Raw genomic sequence first — 26,610 nt, 5'->3', positions numbered from 1 at the left:
TCCTGCGCACTGGCACGATCCGCGATACATAGACTTTCCGCGATGTCCGACCAGCCAGCCGCCACTCGCCGCCGTCCCGACGCCACGCGGCCCGACGCCACGCGGCCCGACACCACTCGGTGGGACATCCAGGGGCTCCGCGCCTTCGCCGTGCTCGCCGTGGTGCTCTACCACCTCTGGCCGAACCGGCTCCCCGGCGGGTTCGTCGGCGTCGACGTGTTCTTCGTCATCTCCGGCTTCCTCATCACCGGGCACCTGCTCCGCGAGCAGACCGCGACCGGGCGGATCGCACTCGGCCGGTTCTGGTCGCGGCGGGCGAAGCGCCTGCTCCCCGGGGCGTTCCTGACCTTGCTCGCGACGGGTGCTGCCGTCCTCGTGCTGGTCCCGAGCACACTCTGGGGGCAGTACGGTCGCGAGCTCATCGCGTCGACGATCTACGTCCAGAACTGGCAGCTCGCGTCCGACTCGGTGGACTACCTGGCGTCGGACAACCAGCCGTCGCCGTTCCAGCACTTCTGGTCCCTGTCGGTCGAGGAGCAGTTCTACATCGCGCTGCCGATCCTGCTCGTGCTGCTCGCTCTGGCGCTGCGGCGCACGAGGTGGCACGCCCCGGTCCGCACCGCACGGGTGCTGCTCGGCGCGGTGGTCGTCGTGTCGCTCGTCTGGTGCGTCGTCGAGACCCGCACGGCCCCCGGCATCGCGTACTTCTCCACGGCGACGCGTGCGTGGGAGTTCGCGCTCGGCGGGCTCGCGTCCACCGTCACGCTCGCGGCTCCCCGCACGCAGGTGGCCAGGCTGGTCCGGACAGGAGGCTCGTGGCTGGGTGTCGCACTGCTGCTCACGTCGCTCGTCGTGATCACCCCGGCGACGGCGTTCCCCGGCATCGCCGCGCTCCTCCCGGTCGCGGGGGCCACGCTGGTCGTCCTGCTCGGCGCCCGCTCGGGACTCGACGTCCTCGGCCGCTTCGCGCCCGTCGCGTTCCTCGGCCGGATCTCCTACGCCGTGTACCTCTGGCACTGGCCGGCCGTCGTCCTGCTGCCGATCGCCACCGGGCACCCGCTCGGCACGCGGAGCAAGGTCGCGATCCTCGTGGCCTCGCTCGTCATCGCCGCCGTGACGACGCTCTTCGTCGAGGAACCGCTCCGGTTCTCGACCTGGGTCCGTGCGCTCCGCCCGCGTCGTGTCGCGCTGTACGGAGCGCTGAGCACCGTGCTCGTCGTCGCGCTCGGCGCCTCGACCCTCGGCGCGCTCCAGGTCCAGCAGGTGCAGGCGGCGGCGTTCCAGAAGTCGCTCGAGACCGGCGACGTGGACTGCTTCGGCGCCGCTGCCCGGATCGGGAGCGCCCACCCCTGCGTGAACCCGAAGCTCGCGGACGTGCGGGTGCCGACTCCCGCCGCTGCCGGCAAGGACGACGTCAACAGCTACGCGTGCTGGTCGAACACCACAGCGGACTTCAACGTCTGCTCGCTCGGGCCGAAGACCGGGTACACGAAGCACATCGCGGCGATCGGCGACTCGCACAACAACGCCCTGCTCAGCGCCTACGCCGCGATCGCGAAGCAGCGGAACTGGCGGATCGACGTCGCCGGGCACGTGGGCTGCTACCTCACCACCGCGGAGCAGCAGGCGCCGTCCCAGGCGTACACGGACTCGTGTGACGGCTGGAAGCGGTCGGCACTCACCTGGATCCGGCAGCACCCCGGGCTCGACGCCCTCGTGGTCACCCACGCGACGACGAAGTCGCCCGTGATCGTCCCGGAGGGCTCCACGAACGAGGACACCGTCGTCCGGGGACTCGTCGGGGCGTGGAGCGCCGCCACCGAGGCCGGTGTGCCGGTCATCGCCATCCGGGACAACCCGGTCGCGCGGGACGACGTGCTGACCTGCCTCGGGAAGATGTCCGGACCGACCACCGACGCGTGCGACTCCCCCAGGGCCGACGCGCTGTCGTCGTTCGACGGATCCGCAGAGGCCGCCGCGACGCTCGGTGACCGCGCACGCACCATCGACCTCACCGACTCGTACTGCACCGCGACCACCTGTCCCGCGGTGATCGGCGGCGTCGTCGTGCACCGCGATCCCACGCACCTGACCGCGACGTTCGCGACGACCCTCGCGCCGTACCTCGGCGCCGACATCGCGAAGGCACTCGGATCGTTCGGGGCGTGACCGGCGCTAGCCTGTCCCGGTGACGAACACCTGGCCCCTGGCACGCGGCACCGTGCCCGAGCGTGAGGCCTTCGCCTTCGCCACCACGATCCTGTTCACGATGTTCGCCGGCGACGCCGTGCCGAACATGCTGACCTGGTACGGCGCAGCCGTCGTCTGGGCGCTCGAGGCAGCGTGGGGCATCACGGTCGTCGTCCGGGCGAAGCCCACCGTCGCGCGGACCCCGAGGGCGCTGTGGCTGTTCCTCGCCTGGTGCCTGGTCTCGGTCGCCTGGTCGCACTGGCGTGCCGCGACGCTCGCGAGCATGGCCGCTCAGCTCCTCTGCGTGCTCGTCGCCTTCGCGATCGCCTCCACGCTGACGTGGCGGCGCATCCTCGACGCCGTCAGCGCCGCGCTGCGCTGGGTCCTCGGCCTGTCGCTCCTCTTCGAGGCCGTGGTCGCCGTCATCGTGCGGCACCCCATCGCGCCGATCTGGACCCACTACGGCGACCGCAAGATCCCCGACGCGTTCTACTTCTCCCGCGCCGAGCTCTTCACGGGCGGACGCATCCAGGGCTTCCCCGGCAACGCCAACCTGCTCGCGATGGTCGCCCTCTTCGCGGCGATCGCCGTCGCCGTGCAGTTCGCCGAGGGTCGGATGGGCAGGAACCGCGCGATCGGGTGGCTCGTGGTCGCCGCAGCGGTGTTCGTCCTCACGCGATCGTCGACCGTGATCGTCGCAGCCGCGGTCGTGGCGGTGGCGTTCGCGCTCGCCGTCCTCGTCCGACGGGTCCCGACCGAGCGCCGGACACCGCGGTACCTGCTCATCGCCGCCGTCGCCGTCGTCGTGGTCGTCGTCGGTGTCCTGGCCAGGGGCGCGATCGCGGGCCTGCTCGGCAAGAGCTCGGACTTCACCGGCCGGAGCGACATCTGGTCGGCCGTGCTCGGCATGATCGACCAGCACCCCGTCGTCGGCTGGGGCTGGATCGGGTACTGGTGGCCGAGCATCCACCAGCTCGCCGACCTGGCACCGCGCAAGGGCGTGACCTACTTGCAGGCGCACGACGCGTTCCTCGACGTGTGGATGCAGACCGGTCTGATCGGGCTGATCCTGTTCGGCATCTACGTCCTCACGACGCTGAACCGCTCGTGGTCCTGCGCGACGCGGATCGGGTACGGCGCCGACCAGCTCGCCCGCCCCTTCGACCCGGTGTCGCTCTTCCCGTTGCTCGTCGTCGTGGCGCTCCTCGTGCAGTCCCTCGCCGAGTCGCGGCTGCTCTACCAGGGCAACTGGGTCCTCTTCGCCCTCATCGCGATCAAGACGCGCATCGTGCTCGTCGGCGAGGAACCGGTGTCGATCGGCGACGGCCCGCGCACCCCGCACGGCAAGCGCGAGTTCCGCTGGGCAGCACGGTCCTGACCGGCCGCCGAGGCCACCCGCCTCGTCTCAGCGGTCCCGCAGCACCAACGAGCACGGAACCTCGGCCGCCCACGGCGCCGTCCTGATCACCAGGATGCGTCCGGGGTCGGCGCGGCAGGCAGCGATCGACTCCGTCACCTGCGGCGCCCACACGGGGCCGGCGCTGCGCTGCGCCGGACCAGGTGCGACGTTCAGGACCGACACCGCGACGACCAGCGCGACCACGCACCAACCGACGGCCGCCCCGATCACGCGCCCCGTGCCTCCCGTCCGCTGCTGCTCGACCAGGACGGCCGCAGTGAGCACGACCGCGGAGAGCAGCAGCATGCCGGCGGCGGCCGCGTAGCGGGTCGCACCGAGCGTCGCGAGGTGCGCGTCGTCGAGCGATCCCCAGCGTCCGTCCGCCGAGCTGTTCGCGACGAGTGCCGCCACCCAGACGGCGACCGACCCGCCCGCGAGGCCGACGAGCAGGAACCTCGCACGCCAGGTGCCGACGACCATCGCGGCGAGGACGAGCAGCACCAGGACGACGACGGGGACGGCCACGACCCACCAGCCGTGCGCGGCGACCGCCCGGCCGACCGCGGCCACGTCCCGGTCCCACGTCGCTGCGACCGGCTGCACCAGGTACCCGGCGACGACGTCGACGACCGACGGGTCGCCGCGGACGGACGACCGGTGCGTCGTCAGCGCGACGACGGCCTGCGCCGCACCGGCACCGAGTGCGACGACGGTGACGGGCAGCGCCCGCAGCCGCGGCGCCGACCTCGGGAACCACGCCAGGAGCAGCAGCGGCAGGAACAGCACCGTCTGCAACTCGGTGAGGACCGCCACCAGCGCGAGCACGGCGACGACCGAGGCGCCCCACCACGTCCTGGCGCGGTACGAGAACAGCCACGGGACCGCGACGAGCATGTACCAGTGCAGGTTCGCCGCCGTGCCGCTGATCTCGTACGGCGCCAGCGGCAACACGACGGGCACGGCGGCGAGCACCAGGCGGAGCGGCCACGCCCTGACGACGTCTCGGGACAGCAGGAACACGGCGGCGCAGACCGCTCCGGCGATCGCGCACGACGCCGCCGAGACGGTCAGTGCGTACTGCTCGATCGGGCGGGCGACGCCGAGGTCGACGACCAGCCGGGGCAGGAGGTGCAGGTACCCGGCGTACGGGTGCAGCAGCGACCCGTCGACGCCGAGCGCCAGACGTTCGCGGAGGAACAGCCCGCCGTCCTCGGCCCACGCCGTCCCGCGGGTGACCGGGCCGAGTCGGTACCACGCGAGCGCTGCCGCCCCGATGCCGATCACCACCGCGGCGAGCGCCGTCAGCAGGGTCCTCCTCGTGCGTTCCATCGACGGCTGACGCTACCGGTTCATCGCGCACAGCGATATCAACCCAGTGCGATGTCGACGCACCGGGCGGACCGGGAGCCGGGACACGGGGCGGTGCGAGAGGATGGTGCGGTGACGGACGGCAGGGTGACCAGGCGAGCGCTCGCACGCCGGTACCTGTCGGCGTGGATCGGGTTCTCGGCCGGTGGCCGCTTCAGCCAGGCCCTCGCGACCGTGATGCTGCTCTTCGCGTTCGGGCAGCCCACCGTGCACGCACTCGTCGGCACCGCGGGGACGTGGGCGGTCCTCGTGACGCTCGTGGTCCTCGCCGGGCTCAGTCTGCTCGGCCAGCGCTACCGGATCGAGTGGCACGGTGTGCTGCCGCTGTCGCTCCTCGCCTTCGTCGGCTACTGCGCGCTCAGCGTCCTGTGGAGCGAGTACTCCTGGGTGGCGCTCCGTGGGTTCGTCGGCACCGTGTGCTTCGTCGGGCTGGGGCTCTACCTGGCGCTCGGCCGCGACCTCGTGCAGGTGATCCGCGCGTCGGGTGACGCCTTCCGCATCCTGCTCGTCGTGGGTCTCGGCCTCGAGGTCCTGTCCGGGCTGGTGCTGGACGTGCCGATCCCGGCGTTCGGGATCCACGGCGACATCGCGTACGGCGGACCGATCCAGGGCATCGGCGGGACCCGCAACTTCATGGGGTTCGTCGCGGCCACGGCACTCGTCACCTTCGTCGTCGAGTTCCTCACCCGCTCCGTGACGATGTGGCGCGCCGTCGGGTCCACCGCGCTCGCCGTGATCGCGCTCATGCTCGTGCAGTCCCCCATCACCGGCCTCGCGATGATCGCGCTCGCGGTGACCGCCCTCGCGCTCTGGTCGCTGCGGCACGCGCAGGCACGGACCCGGCCGGTCGTGAACGGGGTGCTCGCCGCCTTCGTGGTGGGGGTCGGGATCGTCGGGGTGCTCGCGCGGCACCGCATCCTGGCCGAGATCGGTGCGGCGGGCGGCAGCGCCATCCGGATCGACCTCTGGTCGCAGATCCGCGTCTTCATCGGGCAGTTCCCGATCCAGGGCTGGGGGTGGGTCGGCACGTGGCCGAGCGAGCCGGTCGTGCCGTTCGCCGTCTTCGTCGACCCGTCCGGCGCCCGGTTCACGTCAGGGCTCAACGCCTTCGTGGACGCGTGGCTGCAGATCGGGCTCGCCGGCATGCTGATCCTGCTGCTCACGGCGCTGCTCGCGTTCGCCCGAGCCTGGGTCACCGCCACCACGTTCCCCGGTGTCGCCTACGTCTGGCCGGCGGCGATCCTGGTGCTCCTCGGGGTGACGAGCACCGCGGAGAGCTACCTGCTGCACGGCGCGGGCTTGATGGTCTTCACGACGGTGCTCGTGGTCGCGGCCAGGCGGCGGTCGTGGCGGCGGTTGCTGCCGCGGAACGACCACGCGGGCTGACACCAGAAGAGGGGTCGTCGGCCTGTACGGATCGACAGCCGCCTGGCCCCCGCGCGCCCGTACGATCCCAAGGTGCCCGTGCGGGCCACCGTCGCGGGAGCGACGTGTTCCGAGGGGGAACCATGCTGTCGTCTCGTCGACTCGCCGTCGTCGCCGTCGTCCTCGCGGCCATCGTGACGACGGCCATCGCCGGTCCGGCGTTCGCAGCGCCCTCGACGGACGCAGCCGCGCCGTCCGCAGCCGCGACCGCGCCGGCCGCTACGACCGCGTCGGCCGCCGCGTCGTCCGCCTCCGGTGCGCAGCCCCCGGCGCGCTCCCTCCCCGACGGCGGCCGCTACACGCCGCTGGACACCACCCGCGCATGGCACGGGACGGTCAGGGCCCCTGGGACCTCCGTCGAACTCCAGACGCTCGCGCACCTGCCGGCGGACGCGACGGCGGTCGTGGTCAACGTCGAGGTCGAACACCCGACCCAGGACGGGTGGATCCGGGTCGCTCCGTACGAGTCCCCGGCCCAGGGGGCGACGCAGGTGTTCCGCGCGGGCCAGACCGTCTCCGGACTCACGACGGTGGCACTCCGGGTGAACGTCGGTGGCATGGTCGACGTCACCCTCTCCGGCGGGTCGGCGACGGTGTACCTCGACGTCGCCGGTTCGTACGGGCCGACCGGGTCGACCTACGACCCGCTCCCGCCCGCCCGCATCGCGGCGCCGAGCGTCGGCACCGCTCCCGTGCGCGTGCCCGTCGCGGGTCGGGGCGGCGTCCCGACGGACGCGACCGCCGTCGCGCTGAACGTCGAGGTCGGCTCCCCGACCGCCGCCGGCTACGTCCGGGTGACGCCGGCCGGCCGTGACGCGGCCGTCGCGTCGCAGGAGTTCGAACGGGGGCGGACCATCTCGAACCTGGTCATCGTCCGGCTCCGGGACGGCGCCGCGCAGGTGAAGCTCTCCGCGGGACGCGCGACGGTGTACGTCGACGTCGTCGGAGCGTACCGACCGGGCGACGACGGCTCGGTGTTCGTGCCGGAGGATCCCGTCCGCGTCGGGACGACCACGGTCGGACCCACGGCGACCCCGGTCCAGGTGACCGGCATCGGTGACATCCCGGGGGCTGCGAGCGCGGTGGCGGCGACCGTCGAGGTCGAGCGCACCACGGCGGCCGGGTACGTGCGGGTCACGACGCCCGGGACCGACGCGCAGGTCGCGACCCAGGTGTTCTCCGCCGGCGGGGCGCAGTCCAACACCGTCATGCCCGCCGTCACGGGCACGGACACGGCCAGGTCGATCGACGTCCGCGTCTCCGCGGGCACCGCACGGGTCGACGTCGACGTCGTCGGGTACTTCCTCGACGGTTCCGTGGGCATCGGCTTCGGCGAGTCCGTCTCGAGCCTCGGGTGCGTCGGATCGACGCTGCCCGCGAGCGCCGCGACCCGGCACGCCGCGTTCGTCGTCGTGTCCGCCGACCACGGCCCCGGCGAGCCGAACCCCTGCCTCGGCGCCGCCCTCGACGTCGCCTCCACCGCGGTCGGCGCCCTCGGACAGCCGGCCGTGCAGTTCTCCCTGCAGGCCGGACACTGGTTCACGAGCTCGGCGCCGGACCCCGCGCACCCCTGGCCGACCAGCGACACGATCCCGGGCGGTCCGACGGTGACCGGGAGTCCGTACGGATCGTGTCACGCGATCGTCGACCAGGCGTGCTCGTACGTGCTCGGGTACTGGCACGCCGTCATCGCCGCGCGGCAGCCCGGGATCACCGACCCCGGCGCGCACCGCTGGTGGCTGAAGGTCGACACCGACGGCGGGTGGGTCGTCCCGTGGCTCGGGTCCACGCGCGAGCTCGGCAGGAACCGGGCGTACCTCGAGGGCGAGACCGCGTACCTGGAGTCGATCGGCGCGTCCGTCGGCGTGATCGGTCACACCCCGGGGACCGTCGCGCAGCTGATCGGGACCGTTCCCCCCGAGAGCGACCTGGCCCAGCTGCCCACCTCGACGATCTGGCAGAACGCACTCGACCTGGCCGCGGCCCGGCGAGCGTGCACGACGGTCCCCCCGATCCTCGGCGGCCCGGTCGAGATGCTCAGCTTCCAGGGGTACGACCGCTCGGCGCTGGTGAGCTGCCGATGACCCGCGCACACCGGACCCGCGAGAGGAACTCCCCGCCCGTGACCACACTCCGCCGTCTCGCGATCGTCCTCCTGGCGTCCGCCCTCGCCGTCGCGGGCATCGGCACCGCACAGGCCGGAGCAGCCGCGGCGGCACAGGCCGATCCGACCGCGTCCGCCGCGGTGGCCCCGGCCGGCCAGACCGCCAGGACCCTGCCGGCGGGCGGCCGGTTCACACCGGTGGACACGACGAGGATCTGGCGTGGCACGGTCGGCACGAAGCCCGTGCGCGTCGAGGTCCCGCAGCTCGTCGGTCTCCCCGGCCTCGGGAACGCAGCGGTGCTGAACGTCGAGGTGGAGCACCCGACCGCTGCCGGATGGGTGCGGATCACCCCGGACGGCGCGACCGCAGCCGTCGCGGACCAGGTGTTCGCCCGAGACCAGACGATCTCCGCGCTGACCACCGTCGGCGTGGTCGACGGCGCCGTCCTGGTGTCGATCAAGACCGGCACGGCGACGGTCTCCCTCGACCTGTCGGGGTACTACGCGGACACCGTCGGCTCGACGTTCACCCCGGTGAGCGCGGTCCGGACGTTCACCGGCACGGTCGGCACCGCTCCGGTGCGCGTCCCGCTGGCCGGCCGGGCCGGGATCCCGACGGACGCCACCGCCGTCGCCGTGAACACCGGCATCGGCTCCCCCACGACGTCCGGCTACGTCCGTGTCACACCGGCCGGCCGCGACGCGCAGGTCGCCACCCAGGAGTTCACGGCGGGCCGTCCGGTGTCGAACCTGGCGATCGTGCGCCTGGTCGACGGCGCCGCCCAGGTGAAGGTGTCGGCAGGACGCGCCCAGGTCGTCATGGACGTCGCCGGGTACTACACCGCGGACGACCGCGGCTCCGCGTTCGTGTCCGTCGCCCCCACGAGGACCGCGACCGTGCACCCCACCACGACAGCGAGCCTGGTCCCCGTCACCGGGACGGGCCCGGTCCCGGCGACCGCGTCGGCGGTCGTCGCCACGGTCGGGGTCAGCGGACCCAGCGCGGCCGGGTACGTCCGGGTCACCGCTCCCGGTCAGGACGCGCAGGTCGCGGTCCAGTCGTTCCGCGCTGGTGAGGCGGTCTCCAACCTCGTCATGACGCCGGTGAGCGGGACGGACCGGACGAGGAACCTCCAGGTGAAGGTCTCGGCGGGGTCGGCGACGGTGTTCTTCGACGTCGCCGGGTACTTCGTCGACGGGTCCACCGGATCGGCCGTCGGCGTCGACTACGGGCAGGGCGCGTGCTCGAGCCCCGCGAACACGGTCGACACCAGGCGCGCACCGTCCGACGCCGCATTCGGCGTCGTCGACGTCGGGAGCCGCACGAGCGCCGCCTACCGGTCGGGCTGCGTGCCCCCGCTCCTCACGGCCGCGCAGACGGCGGTGGGCATCACCGGCGAGGACCGCGTGCAGTACCTGATGCACGCCGGCAACCACGGCGACCGGTACGCGGCACGGTTCCCCGACGTCCTCCCCTGGCCGACCAGTGACACCGCTCCCACCGGCGGCCCGGTCGTCACGGGCAACCGGTACGGCTCGTGTGCCGGCGCGCTCGACGAGGCGTGCTCCTACGTGCTCGGTGTCTGGGCGGCGTGGGACGCGACCTCCGTCGCCGGTGTCCCCGATCCGGCCGACCAGATGTGGTGGCTCGACGTCCACAACGCCAGGTGGGCGGTGCAGGACGACCCGGCGTTCGGCCAGGCGTACCTGGAGGGCGCGACGACCTACCTGGAGTCCCGCGGTGCCCGCGTGGGCATCAGGGGGACGGCCGACGAGCTGTGGCAGCACCTCGGACCGGTGCCGGCGACCAGCGTCATCGCCGACCTGCCGTCCGCGGCGGTCGTCGCCGGGGACCTCACCGACGCGCACCGGATGTGCGTCACCGGGGCGCCGCTGCTCGGCGGCCCGCTCGAACAGGTGGTGTACTCCGGCGGCGGCGGCAGCCGCGTCGTGTCCTGCCGCTGAACCACGGCTCCGGACGCTGGAAGCACCGGACGGGAGGCACGGTGCGGGACCGCCCCGTGCCTCCAGGACGGCCGTGGCTGGCCGGGCGGCCGTGGTCGCGTGCCGCGACCGGCTACCGTGATCACGTGCCGCTCCGCCTCCCCGAACGCATCGCGATGTGCGTCGTCGCCGCCGCGTTCTCCGTGCTGAACCTGCTCAACAAGCTCCTCTGCACGGTTCCCCAGCCCGCCGACGTGTCCCGCGGCGAGTACGTCAACCGCTACGGCTGCTGGTCGGACGTGGTGTCGCTGTGGAACCAGCGCGACCTCGGCGCGCATGTGTTCCCGTACGTGTTCGGGACCTACCGCGGCGATCCGCCCGTCCTCGGCGGCGGCACGGTCGAGTACCCGACCCTCACCGGCGTCTGGGTGTGGTTCACCGCGCTGTTCGCGCACTCGGCGGCGTCGTTCCTCGTCGTCACGGGTGTGGTCGCTGCGCTCCTCGCCGTCGTCGTCACCCTCGCGCTCGCCCGCATCGCCGGGCGGCGGGCGTGGGTGTTCGCCGCGACGCCCCCGCTCGCGCTGTACGCGGCCTACAACTGGGACCTCCTGCCGGTCGCCTGCACCGTCGCCGGTCTGCTCGTGATGACCGCGGCGCCCCGGTCCTGGCCGCCGCTCGTCCGCTGGGCCGTCACCGGCTTCGCCTTCGGTGTCGGCGGGGCGTTCAAGCTCTACCCGCTGATGTTCCTCGCCGCACTCGTGCTCGCCGCGTTCCTCGACCGTGACCTCGACCTGCCCGGCCGCCTCCGCAGGTCCCTCGTCGCGCTCGGCACGGGTGTCGGTGCGGTGCTCGTCGCGAACGTGCCGTTCATGGTCGTGAACTTCGAGGGCTGGCTCTCCGTCTTCCAGTTCCAGGCGGGGCGACCGATCGGCGCCTCGACGCTGTCGGTCTGGTACTACGGACTGCTCCCGTGGTCGGCGGACCTCGACGGCCCGTTCCAGGACACGATGTCGATGCTCGCGACCGTGTCGACCGGCCTCGGCATCCTGGTCGTCCTCGGCGTCACCGTCGTGATCGGCGTCCGCACGGGACGCACCCCCTGGATCCAGTCCTCGGCCGCGATGCTCTGCGTGTACATGGTCTGCAACAAGGTCGACTCGCCGCAGTACGTGCTCTGGCTGCTGCCGTTCTTCGTGGTGCTCCGCCTCGGGGGGTGGTGGATCGCCGCGTACCTGGTGACGGACGTCGCGCTCACGACGGGCTTCTTCCGGAACGGGTACTACGCGGCGATCGGCCAGACCGGGGACACCTGGGCATCGCAGATGATGACCGCGGGGATATGGGTGCGTGCCGCGCTGCTCGTCGTCTTCGTGGTGGTGTTCCTCCGGACGCCGGTGGTCAGCCGGCCGCTCGCCGACCGGACGACCACCGGGAGGCGTCGCGCCGATGTGTCCGTGGACGCAGCACCCGCGCGGTGACGACGGCCGGACACCTCGTGCCCGTACACTTCCGGTGACCGTCAGGGGGACGGTCCTGATCGAAGGAACGCCATGACGCGCCCGCTCCACCGGTTCGCCCTCGTCGTCACCACCGCACTCGTCGCGATCGGCCTGGTCAGCGCCGGCGTCGTCGCGGTCACACCGTCACCGGCAGCGGCAGCCGCGCCCACCACCGGGCGGTACGTGCCGGTGGACACCGCCCGCGTCTGGTCCGGAACCGTCGGCACCTCCCCCACCGTGGTGACGATCGCCGGCAAGGTCGGCGTCCCGTCGAACGCCACCGCCGTCGTCGTCAACGTCGAGGTGGGCACCCCGACCGCGAACGGGTACGTCCGCGTCACGCCGCGCGGGTCGGACCCGCAGGTGGCGACCCAGGAGTTCTCCGCCGGGCAGACGATCTCGAACCTCTCGACCGTGAAGCTCGCCCGAGGCGGTGTGCAGGTCAAGCTGTCGGCAGGGACCGGCACCGTGTTCATGGACGTCTCCGGGTACTACGTGGACGGCTCCGGTGCGACGTACACCCCCCTCGACGCGACGCGCGTCTTCCAGGGCACGGTCGGCACGACGCCCGTCCGGGTCCCGCTGACCGGAGTCGGCGGGGTCCCGTCGACGGCCACCGCGGTCGCCGTCAACACGCAGGTGCAGGACACGACCGCGAACGGGTACGTGCGCGTCACCCCGTCCGGCCAGGACCCCCAGGTGGCAGCGCAGGTGTTCACCCGCGGGACCGCGATCTCCAACCTCGTCATCGTGAAGCTCGTCGGGGGCGCGGCCCAGGTGAAGGTGTCGAGCGGCACCGCGACGGTGTTCATGGACGTCTCCGGGTACTACGAGAACTCGGACAGCGGTTCGGTGTTCGTGCCCCTCGACACCACGCGCGCCTACGCGGGCCCGGTCACGACCACCGCACGCGTCGTCCGACTCTCCGGCACGGCCGGTGTCCCGGGGACCGCCACCGCCGTCGTCGCGAACGCCGAGACCGAGAAGACCACGGCGGCCGGGTACCTCCGGGTCACCCCGGCCGGCAAGGACGCCCAGGTCGCGACCCAGGTCTTCGGGGCGAACCGCGCGGTGTCGAACCTCGTGATGGCGAAGGTGACCGGCAGCACCGTGAACCGCGGCGTCCAGGCGAAGGTGTCGGCCGGGTCGGCCACGCTCGACCTCGACGTCGCCGGGTACTTCATGGACGGGTCGTCCGGATCGGGCATCGGTGCGGACATCTCGTGGCCGCAGTGCGGCTCGGCGTCGACGTGGCCAGACGACATGGCGTTCGGCCTGATCGGCGTCAACAACGGCCTCGCGAACAACGACAACCCGTGCTTCGGCCAGCAGCTCGTCTGGGCGCTGGGATCGGCCGGTGGGACGACACAGCCGAAGGTCCAGCTCTACGTGAACACCGCGAACCCGGGTGAGTACTTCAAGAACAACCCCGGCGCGAGCCGGGCCTCCTGGCCGACGAGCAACGCGGGGAGCGACTCGACGCGTCCGACGAACCCGTACGGCACGTGCACGAACGACACCGCGGGGCTCACGTCGACCGCGTGCTCGTGGATGTACGGCTGGAACCGCGCGGTCGAGGACGCGAACGACCGCAGCGTCTCGAACCCGGGCAGCTACCGGTGGTGGCTCGACGCCGAGACGAACGGCACGTGGCAGAGCGGGGTCGGTCAGAACCGCGCGACCCTCGAGGGGATGACCGCGTACTTCACGTCGATCGGGGCGTCCGTCGGGCTGTACTCCTCGCCGTCGGAGTGGAGCACGCTGTTCGGCTCGGTCCCGTCGTCGAGCACGCTGTACCGCCTGCCGAGCTGGCGCGCGGTCGGCACCGCCACGCTCGCTACGGCGCAGCAGTCGTGTGCGGCCACCCCGTTCACCGCAGGCGGGCGCATCGAGATGGTCCAGTACGTCGCCGACGGGTTCGACCGGAACGCCACCTGCGTGTAGGGCTGGGACTCAGCGCCGGGCGAACCGGCGCTGCAGTCCCCACTGTGTGACGCGGAGCATGGCCTCGAGCACGATGGCCTGACTCATCTTGGAGACACCACGGAGCCGGTCACGGAACCGGATCGGCACCTCGACGATGGTGCCGCCGAGGTCGTGCACGCGGAGCGTCATGTCGACCTGGAAGCAGTAGCCCTTGGAATCGATCGAATCGAGGTCCATCCGGGCGATCACGTCGGCGCGGTAGACGCGGAACCCCGCGGTGATGTCCCGGACGTCGATGCGCAGCATCCACCGGGCGTAGGCGTTCCCGCCGCGGCTCAGTGCCTCGCGGTACTTCGGCCAGTCGACCACGGAGCCGCCGGGGACCCACCGAGACCCGATCGCCAGTGAGACCCCCTCGTCGCCGACGACGGCCTCGATGAGGGCGGGCAGCCGGTCTGCCGGGTGCGACCCGTCCGCGTCCATCTCGACGAGCAGGTCGTAGCCCCGCTCGAGCCCCCACCGGAACCCGGCGACGTACGCGCTCCCGAGACCGAGCTTGCCGGCCCGCCGCATCAGGTGGACGCGATCGTCGTGGGCCGCGATCCCCGCGACGACGTCGCCGGTGCCGTCCGGGCTGCCGTCGTCGACGACGAGCACGTGCGCGGTCGGCACGGCACCGAGGACGAGCGACAGGATGTCACCGACGTTCTCGGCCTCGTCGTACGTCGGGACGATGACGAGGGGAACCGGACTGGTGGTCATCGGGCGGGGGTGCTCCCCGGCTCGTCACGGCCCATCGTCCTGCTGGCGATCTCGGACGGCGTCGCGGACTCCGGGGCGGAGTGCTCGGTCGGCAGCCGGCGCTGCGCGGCACCCGGCGCCGAGTAGGTCAGGTAGTTGAGCCGGCTCGTCTCGCGTCGGAGCCGCGTCACGCCCTCCAGCACGAAGCCCAGTATCCACGTCAGGAACGCGATCACCATGAGCGATGCGGCGAGGAACGCGGTCGGGAACCGCGGGACGAGTCCGGTGCGTCCGAACTCGATGAAGAGCGGGATCGCGAGGACGATGCCGACGACCGCGAACAGGGCGCCGATGATCCCGTGGAAGAGCACCGGGCGCTCGAACCGGATCAGGTGCGCGATGAGGGAGAGGATCTTGAAGCCGTCGCTGTAGGTGTTGAGCTTCGACTCGGTGCCGGCGGCGCGGTCGCGGAACCCGACCGGGACCTCGGTGTGCGGGACGCGGAGGTTCATCACGTGCACGGTGAGCTCGGTCTCCGTCTCGAACTCGCGGGAGAGCGCGGGAAACGACTTCACGAAGCGACGCGACATGACGCGGTACCCGCTCAGCATGTCCGAGACGGGCGTGCCGAAGAGCCGGCCGACCACGCGGTTGAACATCCGGTTGCCGGCTTCGTGACCGGGACGGTAGGCGGTCGACGTCGGGTCGTCCTGCCGGACGCCGAGGATGTGGTCGTACGGTCCCTCGAGCAGGGTCCTGATCATCTCGGGGGCGGCTGCGGCGTCGTAGGTGTCGTCGCCGTCGATCATCAGGTAGACGTCGGCGTCGATGTCGCCGAACGCGCGACGGATGACGTTGCCCTTGCCCTTGGTGTGTTCGTACCGGACCTCGGCACCGGCACGACGGGCTTCGTCGTCGGTGCCGTCGGTGCTGTTGTTGTCGTAGACGTACACGTGGATGCCCGGGACCGCCTGCTTCAGGTCGGTCACCACCTTGTGGATCGCGGGTGCCTCGTTGTAGCAGGGGACGATCGCGGCGATGACGAGGTCGTCGAGAGTCACGGGTAGGGTCCTTCAGTGTCACGGATCCGTCGAGCGGCGGGGTCGTGGTCACGAAACCCCTGCGAGAGGCTAACAGTTCCCGTGCTCGACGGCGGACGCGCCCCGCGGAACAGGAAGGACACCGTGTCGAGAGCATCCGAGTGGTTCGTCGGGCACCTGCGCCGAGGGGGCTCGTTCCTCGTCGTCGGGGGCATCGGCTTCGTCGTCGACGCAGTCGTCTACAACGTGCTGGTCTTCTGGGGCGGCCACGGCCCCCTCTTCGCGCTCCCCCTGCTCGGCAAGGTCATCGCGATCGCCGTCGCCAGCGTCGCCACCTACTTCGGCAGCCGGCTGTGGACCTACCGGGACCGGAGCGGCGAGCAGACGCTCAAGAGCTTCGGCGTCTTCGCGCTGCTCAACGTCATCGCGATCCTGCTGCAGCTCGGGTGCCTGGGGTTCTCGCGCTACGTGCTGCACCTCGACTCCCCGCTCGCCGACAACGTGTCCGGCACGCTCGTCGGGCAGGCCGTCGCGACCGTCTTCCGCTACTTCGCGTACGGCAAGTGGGTGTTCCCGGACCGCAAGGACGGCGCCGAGGAAGCGGTCCGCCAGGCGGTCTGAGCCACGCTCAGCGCTTGTCGACCTCGTAGATCCAGAGCGTCTCGGCACCCTCGGTGATCTTCCGCACCGGCGAGATGCAGTCGTCGGTGACGGGCTGGTCGGACAGCACGTACTGCACGTTCTCCTGCGCGAAGCGGCTGCACCCGTCGAAGCTCACCTGGATCTGGTCACGGACCGGCAGGAAGAGCTGCGGCGCCCCGACACCGTCGAGCCAGTTGACGTTCGCGAGACGGTTCCAGACGTCCGAGGACTTCCCGGACGGGTCGATCTCGTCCCACATCTCCTCGGGCGGGTAGGTCTGCACACCGTTGTAGGAGTGCGCGCCGCTCTCGAGGAGCATCGCCGTCGGGACGTACCCGCCGATGCCGACCCAGCGCGCGTCCGGGTCGTCCCGGACGATGGCCGAGACCGCACGGCCTGCCGTCGTCTCGGTGCCGAGGTCGTACACGCCGCGGTACAGCGGGTTGACCTGTCCGCCGACCGCGACCGAGACGGCGAGCACGAGGAGCGCGCCGACGGCGATCCACCGACGCGCGATGCAGACGACCGCGACGACGAGCAGGACGGCGGCGTACCGCCAGGCGTGGGAGGCGAGCACGATCGACTGGTTCGCGTGCAGGTGGGTGTACACGACGGCGATCGATCCGGCCACGAGGACGACCGAGTACCCGGCGACGAGCCACGGGGTGCGCGCCGCGCCGGTCCCGGCTTCGACGCGCCGGCGGTCGAGCCGTGCCGCGATGAGGGCGACGGAGGCCAACCCGAGCAGGTCGAACGCGAGCCGGAGCCGCGCGTCCGTGCTGCGGTCGAGCAGGAGCAGGTGTGCCACGGCGTCCCAGTGCGGGACGAAGACGAACGCGAGCAGGACGAGCAGCACGACGACGGTCGCGAGCACCGGCCAGTCCATCCGCCGGCGTCGGAGCGAGGTGACGAGCAGCCAGAGCAGGACCGGCAGCACGAAGACGACGACCATGATCGGCGCGGCGCCCTCCGACTGGTTCACCGCGAGTCCGCCGATGTGTCCGCTCTGGAACGACCGCTGGAACGGGCCGCTGAACAGCGACATCAGCGCGTTGTAGTTCGATGCACCGGCCGCCTCGAGGCGCTGGCCCGGGTACACGGTGCCGAGGACGGCCTTGATGGTGTCGATGCGGGTGAGCGCCCACACGCCGATCACCACGACGGCCCCCACCGCGGCCGACGCGAGCGGGACGAGCCGCAGGAGCGTGCCGCGCCACGGGACGCCGGGGGTGCGGAGCCGTTCGACCAGGAACCCGACCGCGAGCGCCACGAGCACCACGCCGGCCGGGACCATGTACGGCACGTAGATGCTCATCACCATCGTGACGGTGAGGTACCCGGTGATCACGGCGGCCACGATCGACGGCCAGCGCCGGGTGGAGCGGAACGCCCACAGCACGGCGGTGAGGCCGGCGAAGGCCCATGCCACCGGCCAGATCGTCGTCGGCAGGAACCACCACTGGATCATCGGCGACAGGCAGAGCGCGACGGCCAGGAACGCCGCGGTCGCCGGGCGGCGCGGCATCACGGTGACCGCGAACACGTACGCGGCGACCAGGGCGCCGAGGACCGGGATCCACCACCGCACGGCCATGCCCTGGTCGAGCGGCAGGAAGAGGAAGCCCACGACGTGCGGGCGGAAGACGCTCGACCAGTCCCATGACGGCAGGTCGTTCTGGATGGTCGCGTCCATGCCGCCGGGGAACGACTGGTTGACGACCGGGAATCCCTCGCGCACCTGCGACACGATCCAGCTCGACTGCACGAGCCACTCGTCGCTCCTGATGCCCTGGGGGTGGCCGGCGAGGAGGTTCGGGTCGGTTCCCGTGCCGAAGCTCTGCCAGTACACGCCGGTGGAGCTCCCGGAGATGCCGAGCGCCACGAGCACGACCACGATGAGCGCCGCGACGACCGGGAAGCCGAGCAGCACGACGAGGTTCGGGAGTCCGGACGCCTGGGGCTCGACGACCCGTTGCCAGCCGGCCTCGAGGCGGACCCACGCCGTCAGGAGCGGGTTCCGTGTGCGGGCTCGGTCGGTGGTGGGTGCGCTCACGCGGTGATCTTTCGGGTTGGTTCGCCTCACCCGACGGTGACGGCCTGGCAGCCGAGGAGGACGTTCTTCCCGGCCCCGACATTTATCGCATACGAGCAGACGGTGTGCGAACCGGCTCGCGCGGCGAAGGACTGGTTGATGCCGTGCGCGGAGCCCGCCGCCGGGTAGATCCGACCCACGTCGGCGCGCGCCGCGTTCGCCGGCCCGGACGCGACGCCGACCCCGTCGAGGTACGTGTCGACGCGGATGGCCGTCTTCTGCTGGTCGGGGTCGATCGTCCACCCGTTCACCTGCACGCGGCCGGCTGCGGGCGACGCGGCGTCCATGCCGCCGAACGGCGAGGAGTTCGCAGCGATCGTGGCCGTGTCGCAGCCGAGCGCGGTGTCACTGCCGCCACCGACGTTCTTCGCGGTCACGCAGATCGTGTGTGCACCCTGCCGGAGGTCGTAGGACACGTTGATCCCGTGCTTCGCTCCGTACTTCGGGTACACCCGACCGATGTCGCCGCGCGTGGCGTTCGCGGTGGAGGTGCCCATGGCGACACCGTCGACGGTCAGGGCGATCTGCACCGGTGCCGTGGTGTCCGGGTCGATCGTCCAACCGTTCACGGTCGCGGTCGACCCGCTCGTCGTGACGTCCATGCCACCGAAGGGCGACGCGTCGGCGACGGTCACGCTGCGGCAGCCGAGGTTCGTGCTGCCGCCGGGCCCGGTCGCGTTCAGCCCGTAGACGCAGACCTGGTGCGTGCCGGCCGACGCCGAGACGGTCGTGGCGATGCCGTGTGCGTTGCCGTAGTTGGCGTAGACACGCCCCACGTCGGGTCGTGACGCGTTCGCGACCGAGCGGCCGCGGTTGCGCCCGTCGACGTAGACGTCCACGGAGATCGACGCGGCGGTGTCCGGGTCGATCGTCCAGCCGCCGACGGCGATCGTGCCGGCCGACGGGGACGACACGTCCATGCCACCGATCGGGGACCCTGTGGACACCGCGACGGTGACGCACTGGCCGATCTGGGCGTTGGACCCGGAGCCGATGTTCACGCCGACGGCGCAGATCGAGTGCGTGCCGCCGCCGACCGTCAGGGTGTTCAGGATGCCGTGGTTGTTCCCGGCACCCGGGTAGGCGCGGCCGACGTCCGGTCGGGATGCGTTGGCGGGCAGGGTGCCGAGGAGCTTGCCGTCGGAGTACCACTGCACCTGCACGGTGGCTGCCTTGTCGTTCGGGTCGATCGCCCAGCCGCCGACCTGCACGTAGCCGGGGCCGTACTGCTTGGCGTCGATGCCGCCGAAGGGGTTGTCGGCGGTGGAGACGCCGAACCAGTCGTTGTAGAGCCGCCAGAAGTTGCGGTTGCCGTAGGCCGAGCAGCCGTCGCCCGTGCCGTACAGGTTGTTCAGCGCCGCCTGGTTCGGCGTGTACGGCGTGTAGTAGTACAGCGCCGCCGTCGCCTTGTTCTGGATGTAGACGCTCTTCGTGCCGCACGCCGCGTTCGGGTTGTACTGCACGTTGCGGTTCGCGCCGGGACCGAACCAGGTGAAGTAGTTGCTCGTCCCGGCGGGGTTGCCGTAGCGCTTCCACTGCCACGACGCCCAGAAGACCTGGTTGCCGACACCCGAGTACGCCGGGTCACAGCCGCCGTTGGCGCTGTCCGGGCATGCGTACCCCATCGCTCGCGAGAGCACCGCAGCCGAGGGGTTGCGGGCCGTGCCGCCGTTGATCAGCGCCTGCTCCTTCTGGAGCGTGACGAGGATGACCTTGGGGTTGATGCCGCACGCGGCACCGACGCGGGCGATGATCTGCGCCGCGGAGAGCGAGGTCCCGCCGGCGACGGCGTTGCACATCGCGTCGGCACCGTGGCTGTTGAGCGAGTAGCGCCCGACGTTGAGGCACGAGCTCGACGCGCAGGTGCCGATCTGGGCGTTGAGGAAGGTCTGGATGGCCGTCTCGGACATCCCTCCCCCGTTGTAGAACTCGGAGTCCGGGATGATGTTGCCCGGGTCGAACTGCGAGCCGCTCAGTGCGGATGCGGAGTCCTGCGACGCGGTCGGTCCGGTGATCTGGAAGCCGACCAGGACGCTCGCGACGGCGAGCACGCTCGCGGCGACGGCGATGAGCTTTTTCACGTCGGGGGCCTCCCTGGGGCGGCGACGGGGGTGGTTGGCACGCGCTTCGCGGTGGCGGCCGAGGCCGGATCCCTGGAACCGGCCAAGTCACACGTGCCACAGCAGGCTACCCCGATCACAGTGATCACACAGCCCCCAAACCCTCCCCCGAACGGGAGGCGCGGCGCGGCTCCGCGCCGTCAGTGCGTTCCCGAGATGGTCGCCACCTGAGCGCGTGTTCAGTCTGCGGTGTCGACGAGCGTCTCGACGCGCACCCGCGCGGCGCGGTCGAAACCGTCCGCCCGGCGGGCGCGACGCGCGTGGCGGAGCACGGCAGGGGCCTCCAGGACGAGCCGGCGCCACGCGGACGGCGTGAGCTGCGCGCCGGACGGACGCGCCAGGTCGCGCAGCATGCGCACGACGGTGCGCGCACCGACCCGGAGCGCGAAGGCCGGTGAGCCGTTGCGCACCACGACCGCGAGGCGGTTCCGCATGCTCTGGTACCGGACGAGCGGCGAGTCGCTGCCGGAGCTGGCGGCGTGCCGGTGGACGACGACCGCATCGGGGGCGTAGCGGACGTCGAACCCGGCGAGCCGGAGCCGCCACGCGACGTCGAGGTCCTCGTAGTACATGAAGAGGGACTCGTCGAAGCCGCCGACCTGCTCGAGCGGTCCGCGACGCAGGAACACCGCTCCCCCGGAGAACCCGAACAACGGCGCCGACTCCGGCGCGTCGTCGATCGGGCGCAGCCAGTCCCGGTCACGACCGTTGCCGGCGCGGTCGACGACGACGCCGGTGCCGTTGACGAGCGTCTGACCGGTGCCGGACCGACGCCAGCGCGTCCCGTCCCCGGCGACCAGGTCGTCGTCGCCGCGGTCGGCGCCGGTGACCCGGGTGAACGCGCCCTCCAGCACCGCGGTGGCGGCCACAGCGGCGACGACGTCACCGCCGGCGGCCAGCACCGCGAGCCCGCGGTCGAGGAACCCGTGGTCCGCGACCGCGTCGTTGTTGAGGAGCACGACGACGTCACCGGAGGACGCGCGGATCCCGCGGGTGACCCCGCCGGCGAACCCGGAGTTGGTCGGCTCGGCGACGACGACCGCCTCCGGGTGGTCGGCGCGGTAGGCGGCGACGGTCGCGTCGTCGGCCTCGTTCACCACGACCACGAGCTCGATCGTCGCGTCGACGCGCTGCGAGCGCACGGAGTCGATCGCCCGACGGGTGAGTTCGGGCTGGTGCCAATCGACGATGACCACGGAGACGTCCACGCCGCCAGTCTCCCAGGCTCCCGGGCGGTCAGAGCCCCGGGCCACCCGCACCGTGGATACGGCGTCGGTATAGTGGTGCCGCCTTCCGGGGCACCACCGCCAGCCGACGTATGGAGTTCGTCCGTGTCCACTTTCGCGCCTCGCGTGTCCGTCGTCGTCATCAACTTCCGCGGAACCGACGACACGCTCGAGTGCATCGCCCGCCTCAGCGAGGTCGACTGGCCGGCGGACCGTCTCGAGATCGTCGTCGTCGAGAACGGGTCGGGTGACGACAGCGAAGCGCGCCTGCGTGCCGCGCTCGGCGAGCAGAAGAACGTCAGGATCATCGTCTCCGAGGAGAACCTCGGGTTCACCGGCGGCAGCAACCTCGGTGCCCGTGAGGCGAGCGGCGACGTCGTCGCGTTCCTCAACAACGACGCCAAGCCCGACGTCAACTGGGTCAAGGAGGGCATCGCCGGGTTCGCACCGAGCCCCCGCGTCGCCGCCGTGGCCAGCAAGGTCCTCGACTGGGAGGGCAAGACGATCGACTTCGTCGAATCGGGGCTCAGCTGGTTCGGCATGGGCTACAAGAACCACATCGCCGAGCTCGACGACGGCCGCTTCGACGAGCCGCGGGACCTGCTCTTCGGCACCGGCTCGGCACTCTTCGTCCGCCGCGACGTCTTCCTCGAGGTCGGCGGCTTCGATGAGGGCCTGTTCATGTTCTACGACGACGTGGACCTCGGCTGGCGCCTCAACCTGCTCGGCTACCGCGTCCGGTTCGCGCCGCGCTCGGTGGTCTACCACAAGCACCACGGCTCGATGAAGTCGTTCGGCGACCACCGCGAGATGTACCTGCTCGAGCGGAACGCCCTGCACCTGCTCTACAAGAACCTCTCCGACGAGAACCTCGGCACCTTCCTGCCGGCAGCGCTGGCGCTCCTGGCCCGCCGTGCGGTGGCGAAGAGCGGCCGCGACTCCGGCGAGTTCGACATCCGCCGCTTCACCGGCGCACCGGACGAGTTCGACCCGACGACGCCGATGTCCAAGGAAGCCGTCGCCGGCCTCTACGCGCTCGACCAGTTCGTCGCCGACCTGCCGCGTCTGTCCGAGGACCGCCGCCGCATCCAGGGCCAGCGGGTGAAGACCGACAAGGAGGTCTTCCGGCTCTTCGGCGACGCGTTCAAGCCGCTGTTCGAGGACGGCTACTTCCTCGAGGGCTACCAGGCCATCATCGAGGCCTTCGACGTCGAGCAGCCGATGCACCGCAACCGCGTGCTCGTCATCACCGGCGACGCCCTCGGCGAGAAGATGGCCGGCCCCGGGATGCGCGCGTGGAAGATCGCGGAGGCCCTCAGCGAGCACAACGACGTCCGGCTCGTGACCTGGAACGTCGCGAACCGCAAGTCCGACACGTTCGAGGTCTCCCGGGTGCCGCTCCAGCACGAGCGCACCATGAAGGACCACGAAGAGTGGGCCGACGTCATCTTCTTCCAGGGTTACGCGCTCCACCACTTCCAGACGCTGCAGCGCTCGAACAAGATCATGGTCGTCGACCTGTACGACCCGATGCACCTCGAGCAGCTCGAGCAGGCTCGCGACAACGGCGACGTCGGCTGGCGCAACCAGGTGACCTCGACGACCGAGGTCATCAACGCCCAGCTCGAGCGCGGCGACTTCTTCCTGTGCGCCTCGGAGCGCCAGCGCCTGTTCTGGCTCGGCCAGCTCGCCGGCGTCGGTCGTGTCAACCCGGACAACTACCTGGCGGACGACAACCTCAACAAGCTCATCGCCATCGCGCCGTTCGGAATGGACTCCACCCCGCCGAAGCACGAGCGCAAGGCGATCCGCGGCGTGACGCCCGGCATCGGCGAGGACGACAAGGTCGTCATCTGGGGCGGCGGCATCTACAACTGGTTCGACACCCCGTCGCTGGTCCGCGCCGTCGCGAAGGTCGCCGAGACGCACGACGACATCCGGCTGTTCTTCCTCGGCGTCGCGCACCCGAACCCGGACGTGCCCGAGATGGCGATCGTCTCCGAGACCCGCCGCATCAGCGACCAGCTCGGCCTGACGAACAAGCACGTGTTCTTCAACGAGCAGTGGGTCGCACTCGACGACCGACAGAACTACCTGCTCGAGGCCGACGCCGGCGTGTCGACGCACTTCGCGCACATCGAGACGACGTTCTCGTTCCGCACGCGCATCCTCGACTACATGTGGGCGAACCTGCCCATCGTCACGACGGACGGCGACAGCTTCGGCGACCTCGTCGCAGCGGAGGGCATGGGCGTCGCGGTCAAGGAGCGCGACGTCGACGGCCTCGCCGCCGCACTCGAGTCGATGCTCTACGACGAGCAGGCGGCGCAGGCCGCTCGTGACGCCGTCAGCCGCGTCCGCTCGGACTTCACGTGGGACCGCGCCCTCGCGCCGCTCGTCGAGTTCTGCAAGGACCCGCACGTGGCCGCGGACCGCGCCCACGAAGCCGCGGTGCCCGCGGGATCCGTCGCGGCCGGCGGACGTCCGCGCGTCGCCCTCAGCCCGGCTCGCCAGCGCGAGCTGCAGTTCCACCAGATCGCGAACAGCCGCCACGGCATCTCCCGTGACGTCCGTCTGGCGACCTGGTACCTCCGCGAGAACGGCGTGTCCGGGCTCCGCGACAAGGTGCAGAACCGGGTGCGCATCATGCGGGAGAGCAAGAACGGCCGCTGACCTCAGGCGGCCCCCAACGGCCGCCGATGTACAGTTGTCCGTCGCCCGCGTCGAATGTAAGGACCCCTTTTGAGCAACATCGTCACCGAGCGGTTCGATCGCCTCCGGCAGGAACACATGGTTCCCGCCGGTCGACCGGCCACGGCCGTCATCGGGTCGCTGCGCGAGATCTTCGCGCACCGGCAGCTGCTCGACCTGCTGATCCGCCGCGACCTGAAGTCGCGGTACAAGGACAGTGCCCTCGGGTTCGCCTGGACCCTGATCCGTCCGCTCGTCCAGCTGGCGATCTACTACTTCGTGCTCGGCGAGATCCTCGGCGCGTCCCGGAACATCCCCGAGTTCGCGATCTACGTGTTCTCCGGGCTGACCCTGTACGGGCTCTTCAGCGAGATCGTCGCGGCTGGTACCGCGTCGATCGTCGGGAACGCCGGCCTGATCAAGAAGATCTACCTGCCCCGTGAGATCTACCCGCTGGCGAGCGTCGGCGCCGCGCTGTTCAACTTCGGCGTCCAGCTCGTCGTCCTGCTCGCGGCCGCGATCCTGCAGAGCGGCTTCGCCTGGATCCGTCCCGACCTGCTGTACTTCTTCCCGGCGACCCTGGTGATCCTGATCTGGGCCACCGCGTTCGCGCTGCTGCTCGCCGCGGCGAACGTCTACCTCCGTGACATGCAGTACCTCGTCGAGGTCCTCGTGCTCCTGCTCATGTGGGGCTCCCCCATCGTCTACAGCTGGCAGATGGTCGCGACCCGTGCACCAGAGTGGCTGCTGAGCATCTACACGTCCAACCCGATCACCCTCGCCGTCCTCGGCATCCACCGTGCGTTCTGGACCGCCGGTGCCGACTCCGAGTACCCGTCGCACCTGCTGCTCCGCCTGGTCGTCGCCGGCGTCGTCGGCCTCGTCGCGCTGCTGGTCTGCCAGCGGGTGTTCGCCAAGCTGCAGGGCAACTTCGCCCAGGAGATCTGACCCGATGAGCATCGACAACGACATCGCCCAGGAGACCCGGTCCCCGTTCACCGACGCACCGGCCGTCGTCACGGTCAAGAACGTCTCGAAGCGCTTCACGATCCGCAAGGACAACTCCCTCAAGGAGCGCATCGTCACCCTCGGCCGCGCCGGACGTCGGCACAGCGAGGACTTCTGGGCGCTCAAGGACATCAGCCTGGACATCCCCGCCGGCACCACGATCGGGCTGCTCGGCCCGAACGGCTCCGGCAAGTCGACGCTGCTGAAGACCATCGGCGGCATCCTCGAACCGACGACGGGTTCGGTCGAGCGCCGTGGTCGTCTCGCCGCACTCATCGAGCTCGGCGCCGGGTTCCACCCCGACCTGACCGGCCGCGAGAACGTCTACCTCAACGCCGCGATCCTCGGCCAGACGCAGGAGGAGACCGAGGCCCGCTTCGAGGACATCCTGCAGTTCTCCGGCATCGGCGACTTCATCGACACCCAGGTGAAGTTCTACTCGTCCGGCATGTACGTCCGGCTCGCCTTCGCGGTCGCGATCAACACCGACCCGGACGTCCTGCTCGTCGACGAGGTCCTGGCGGTCGGTGACGAGCAGTTCCAGAAGAAGTGCCTCGACAAGATCCGCGAGTTCCAGGAGCAGGGCCGCACGATCATCCTCGTGTCGCACTCCCTCGGACAGGTCCAGGAACTCTGCGACTCCGCCGTCGTCCTGCACCACGGCGAAGTCAAGTTCCAGGGCTCGGCGCGTCTCGCGGTGAAGAACTTCCGCGAGATCCTCGAGGGCCGTCGTGTCGCCGAGGCCGAGGCCGCGAACCCCGAGGCGGACGCGAACCCCGGCAAGGTCGAGCACGTCGAGCTCGAGATCCCCGGCCGCGCCCCCGGGGCCGAACACCGCCACGGCGACGACCTGGTGATCCGTGCGACCTTCTCGCACAAGGACGTCCTGCCCGAGTGGCGTGCCGGCATCAAGATCGAGACGCACCTCGGCCACCCCGCGTTCGGCATCGACAGCCGCCAGACGCAGGTGCGGCACGATCCGCTGCGCGGCACGGCCACCGTCGAGTGGCACCTCACCGACCTGCGGCTCGGTGGCGGCCAGTACTTCGTGCACGTCTTCCTCGCGAAGCCGAACGGCGAACACATCGTCATCGAGCGCGAGGCCGCGCGGTTCGTGGTCGTCGACGAGGACACGCAGTCCGGCATCGCCTGGACGAAGACCACCGAGCGCCAGGTCAAGGGCTGACGTGCAGGA

At 71.1% G+C, this 26,610-nt stretch carries 17 protein-coding genes; 11 read left to right on the top strand and 6 right to left on the bottom strand.

The window, feature by feature from the left end; genetic code table 11:
* Positions 1 to 42 precede the first annotated feature (42 nt).
* The gene (locus tag ACEN9V_RS19015) at positions 43 to 2,169 is read left to right on the top strand and encodes an acyltransferase family protein (protein WP_413601603.1); all 2,127 of its coding nucleotides are present in this window, start codon (positions 43 to 45) and stop codon (positions 2,167 to 2,169) included.
* Positions 2,170 to 2,188: 19 nt separating this feature from the next.
* Positions 2,189 to 3,568: an O-antigen ligase family protein gene (locus ACEN9V_RS19010; protein WP_413601602.1), complete on the top strand. Its 1,380-nt coding sequence runs from the start codon at positions 2,189 to 2,191 to the stop codon at positions 3,566 to 3,568.
* A 27-nt stretch (positions 3,569 to 3,595) separates the two neighbouring features.
* Here ACEN9V_RS19010 and ACEN9V_RS19005 read toward each other — a convergent pair whose 3' ends face one another.
* The gene (locus ACEN9V_RS19005; protein ID WP_413601601.1) at positions 3,596 to 4,918 is read right to left on the bottom strand and encodes a hypothetical protein; all 1,323 of its coding nucleotides are present in this window, start codon (positions 4,916 to 4,918) and stop codon (positions 3,596 to 3,598) included.
* Between the two features lie 111 nt (positions 4,919 to 5,029).
* Between ACEN9V_RS19005 and ACEN9V_RS19000 the strand changes: the two genes are divergently transcribed.
* From ACEN9V_RS19000 to ACEN9V_RS18980, 5 genes are all read left to right on the top strand, one after another.
* Positions 5,030 to 6,343 (top strand): exopolysaccharide production protein, encoded by a 1,314-nt coding sequence (locus ACEN9V_RS19000; RefSeq protein WP_413601600.1) that lies wholly within the window; start codon positions 5,030 to 5,032, stop codon positions 6,341 to 6,343.
* 122 nt (positions 6,344 to 6,465) lie between these two features.
* Positions 6,466 to 8,466, top strand: a complete 2,001-nt coding sequence (locus ACEN9V_RS18995) for a hypothetical protein (RefSeq protein WP_413601599.1) — start codon at positions 6,466 to 6,468, stop codon at positions 8,464 to 8,466.
* A 38-nt stretch (positions 8,467 to 8,504) separates the two neighbouring features.
* Positions 8,505 to 10,451, top strand: coding sequence for a hypothetical protein (locus ACEN9V_RS18990; protein WP_413601598.1), 1,947 nt, complete (start codon positions 8,505 to 8,507; stop codon positions 10,449 to 10,451).
* Positions 10,452 to 10,576: 125 nt separating this feature from the next.
* Complete coding sequence (locus ACEN9V_RS18985) at positions 10,577 to 11,908, top strand: hypothetical protein (protein WP_413601597.1); 1,332 nt, start codon at positions 10,577 to 10,579, stop codon at positions 11,906 to 11,908.
* Between the two features lie 72 nt (positions 11,909 to 11,980).
* Entirely contained in the window at positions 11,981 to 13,873 is a 1,893-nt protein-coding gene (locus ACEN9V_RS18980) for a hypothetical protein (RefSeq protein WP_413601596.1), read from the top strand.
* A 9-nt stretch (positions 13,874 to 13,882) separates the two neighbouring features.
* On the opposite strand, the gene ACEN9V_RS18975 is transcribed toward ACEN9V_RS18980, so the two are convergent.
* Together ACEN9V_RS18975 and ACEN9V_RS18970 are read right to left on the bottom strand one after the other, a co-directional pair.
* Positions 13,883 to 14,617, bottom strand: a complete 735-nt coding sequence (locus ACEN9V_RS18975; RefSeq protein ID WP_413601595.1) for a polyprenol monophosphomannose synthase — start codon at positions 14,615 to 14,617, stop codon at positions 13,883 to 13,885.
* Positions 14,614 to 15,657 (bottom strand): glycosyltransferase family 2 protein, encoded by a 1,044-nt coding sequence (locus ACEN9V_RS18970; protein ID WP_413601594.1) that lies wholly within the window; start codon positions 15,655 to 15,657, stop codon positions 14,614 to 14,616. Before ACEN9V_RS18970 ends, ACEN9V_RS18975 begins: the two co-directional genes overlap by 4 nt.
* Positions 15,658 to 15,780: 123 nt before the next feature.
* On the opposite strand from ACEN9V_RS18970, the gene ACEN9V_RS18965 reads away from it, so the two are divergent.
* Entirely contained in the window at positions 15,781 to 16,257 is a 477-nt protein-coding gene (locus tag ACEN9V_RS18965) for a GtrA family protein (protein ID WP_281264985.1), read from the top strand.
* Between the two features lie 7 nt (positions 16,258 to 16,264).
* On the opposite strand, the gene ACEN9V_RS18960 is transcribed toward ACEN9V_RS18965, so the two are convergent.
* The 3 genes from ACEN9V_RS18960 to ACEN9V_RS18950 form a co-directional block, all read right to left on the bottom strand.
* Positions 16,265 to 18,331 (bottom strand): hypothetical protein, encoded by a 2,067-nt coding sequence (locus ACEN9V_RS18960; RefSeq protein WP_413601593.1) that lies wholly within the window; start codon positions 18,329 to 18,331, stop codon positions 16,265 to 16,267.
* Positions 18,332 to 18,357: 26 nt separating this feature from the next.
* Positions 18,358 to 20,451, bottom strand: coding sequence for a hypothetical protein (locus ACEN9V_RS18955; RefSeq protein ID WP_413601592.1), 2,094 nt, complete (start codon positions 20,449 to 20,451; stop codon positions 18,358 to 18,360).
* Between the two features lie 218 nt (positions 20,452 to 20,669).
* A complete protein-coding gene (locus ACEN9V_RS18950; protein ID WP_413601591.1) occupies positions 20,670 to 21,698 on the bottom strand; it encodes a glycosyltransferase family 2 protein in 1,029 nt (342 codons plus the stop codon).
* A gap of 123 nt (positions 21,699 to 21,821) precedes the next feature.
* On the opposite strand from ACEN9V_RS18950, the gene ACEN9V_RS18945 reads away from it, so the two are divergent.
* From ACEN9V_RS18945 to ACEN9V_RS18935, 3 genes are all read left to right on the top strand, one after another.
* Complete coding sequence (locus ACEN9V_RS18945; protein WP_281264989.1) at positions 21,822 to 24,389, top strand: glycosyltransferase; 2,568 nt, start codon at positions 21,822 to 21,824, stop codon at positions 24,387 to 24,389.
* Positions 24,390 to 24,458: 69 nt separating this feature from the next.
* Positions 24,459 to 25,355 carry an ABC transporter permease gene (locus tag ACEN9V_RS18940; protein ID WP_281264990.1) on the top strand — a complete coding sequence of 299 codons (897 nt, stop codon included), beginning with the start codon at positions 24,459 to 24,461 and terminating at the stop codon, positions 25,353 to 25,355.
* Positions 25,356 to 25,359: 4 nt separating this feature from the next.
* On the top strand, positions 25,360 to 26,601 hold the full coding sequence (locus ACEN9V_RS18935; RefSeq protein WP_281264991.1) for an ABC transporter ATP-binding protein: 1,242 nt from the start codon (positions 25,360 to 25,362) through the stop codon (positions 26,599 to 26,601).
* The last annotated feature ends 9 nt before the right edge of the window (positions 26,602 to 26,610 follow it).

Origin of the sequence: Curtobacterium sp. Curtsp57 (assembly GCF_047324335.1) — a bacterium.
In the GTDB taxonomy this organism is placed as follows: Bacteria; Actinomycetota; Actinomycetes; order Actinomycetales; family Microbacteriaceae; genus Curtobacterium.
This window is presented reverse-complemented; position numbering and strand designations above follow the sequence as displayed.

What these genes read in the sequence shown, in the direction of transcription:
- ACEN9V_RS18995 (WP_413601599.1), top strand. Translation starts at nt 6,466, where the DNA reads ATGCTGTCGTCTCGTCGACTCGCCGTCGTCGCCGTCGTCCTCGCGGCC.
- ACEN9V_RS18935 (WP_281264991.1), top strand. Translation starts at nt 25,360, where the DNA reads ATGAGCATCGACAACGACATCGCCCAGGAGACCCGGTCCCCGTTCACC.
- ACEN9V_RS18975 (WP_413601595.1), bottom strand. Translation starts at nt 14,617, where the DNA reads ATGACCACCAGTCCGGTTCCCCTCGTCATCGTCCCGACGTACGACGAG.
- ACEN9V_RS19015 (WP_413601603.1), top strand. Translation starts at nt 43, where the DNA reads ATGTCCGACCAGCCAGCCGCCACTCGCCGCCGTCCCGACGCCACGCGG.
- ACEN9V_RS19005 (WP_413601601.1), bottom strand. Translation starts at nt 4,918, where the DNA reads ATGGAACGCACGAGGAGGACCCTGCTGACGGCGCTCGCCGCGGTGGTG.
- ACEN9V_RS18980 (WP_413601596.1), top strand. Translation starts at nt 11,981, where the DNA reads ATGACGCGCCCGCTCCACCGGTTCGCCCTCGTCGTCACCACCGCACTC.